Source organism: Fibrobacter sp. UWH5 (genome assembly GCF_900142505.1).
Classification (GTDB): domain Bacteria; phylum Fibrobacterota; class Fibrobacteria; order Fibrobacterales; family Fibrobacteraceae; genus Fibrobacter.
Map to the genome: position 1 here is coordinate 1 of NZ_FRBB01000052.1, position 1,152 is coordinate 1,152.

At 52.7% G+C, this 1,152-nt stretch carries 1 protein-coding gene; it reads left to right on the plus strand.

Annotation, left to right across the window (positions count from 1 at the left end):
• A partial coding sequence (locus tag BUB38_RS15650; RefSeq protein WP_305774190.1) for an FISUMP domain-containing protein occupies positions 1-1,142 on the plus strand: 1,142 nt, incomplete at its 5' end.
• Positions 1,143-1,152 lie beyond the last annotated feature (10 nt).

The window sequence follows — 1,152 nt, forward strand, 5'->3', positions numbered from 1 at the left end:
GCGACGAAATTTCCGTGAACTCGAGCGACGACGAAGGCCTCGACGCCGCCTCCAGCACAAGTGTCACAGCTGGCGAAGCCAATGAATCCAAGAAGAGCTCCTCGAGCAAGGGAAGCTCCGCAAAATCGAGCGAAAGTGCCGCCTCCAGCAGCAGTGTCATCCCCGGCACCGACCGGGGATCTTGCAGTTCTGTGGCGGCATCGTCGGGAGCGGTTAGCGATGTCGGGATTAGCTCGAGCAGCTTTGTGCTGGTAGACTCGCTTTGCGACAGCGAATATGAAGGTGGGTCAAAATTCATTTCGAAGTACAATTTGAGGTATCGTTGCATAAACGGTCACTGGATTCTACAATCCAGCAGTTCTGTTGCCCGTTCGAGCAGCAGTAGCAAGTACTACGACATGAGCGAGCTGTTTGTGAACGACCAGGGCTACAGCTACGGCGAGTTCACCGACCCGCGCGACGGCCAGGTGTACAAGACCATTCGTTATTGGGCGGGATATACAAATTTAGATTCCATAACTTATTTTGCGGAGAACCTGAACTACGGGAAGATGATTGATGCCGGGGCCCAGATGACCGACTCCACGAAATTCTGCTACGACGACGACCCGTGGTACTGCGACAACGGCTTCGGCGGGCTTTACACCTGGGCTAGCGCCATGAATTTCCCTGCCGCCTGCGACAGCTTTGGCTTGGGCACGAGCAAGTGCCCTGTAGAGTATGACTTGATGAGTAATCCAGTTCCTGATTTCCAAGGCTCATTGCCAGCTGCTATGCATCAAGGAATATGTCCCGAGGGCTGGCATGTGATGAATGAGATTGAATGGTGGGTACTAATGGACGGGAGCGGCTCGCGTAATGGTGCCAATTATTTGGGGGCAGTCCTGTGGGGGAGCAACCAACGCGGATTCTCCCTTCTGCCGGCGGGGATTCTTCAAACCCAAAATCCGGTTGTTAACGAGAGTGTACTTGAGTTCATTAATATAGGCACATATGCTTATCATTGGATGCCCGGTGAATATGACAAAGATGAACCTGAGTTGTGTGGCAGGATAGCTTTTGTCGCCAGCAGCTTTATAAACCAACATGCGGCTCTAAAGAAAGTCAACGGGGCGTCCGTCCGGTGCGCAAAAGACTACTAATCGGATAACT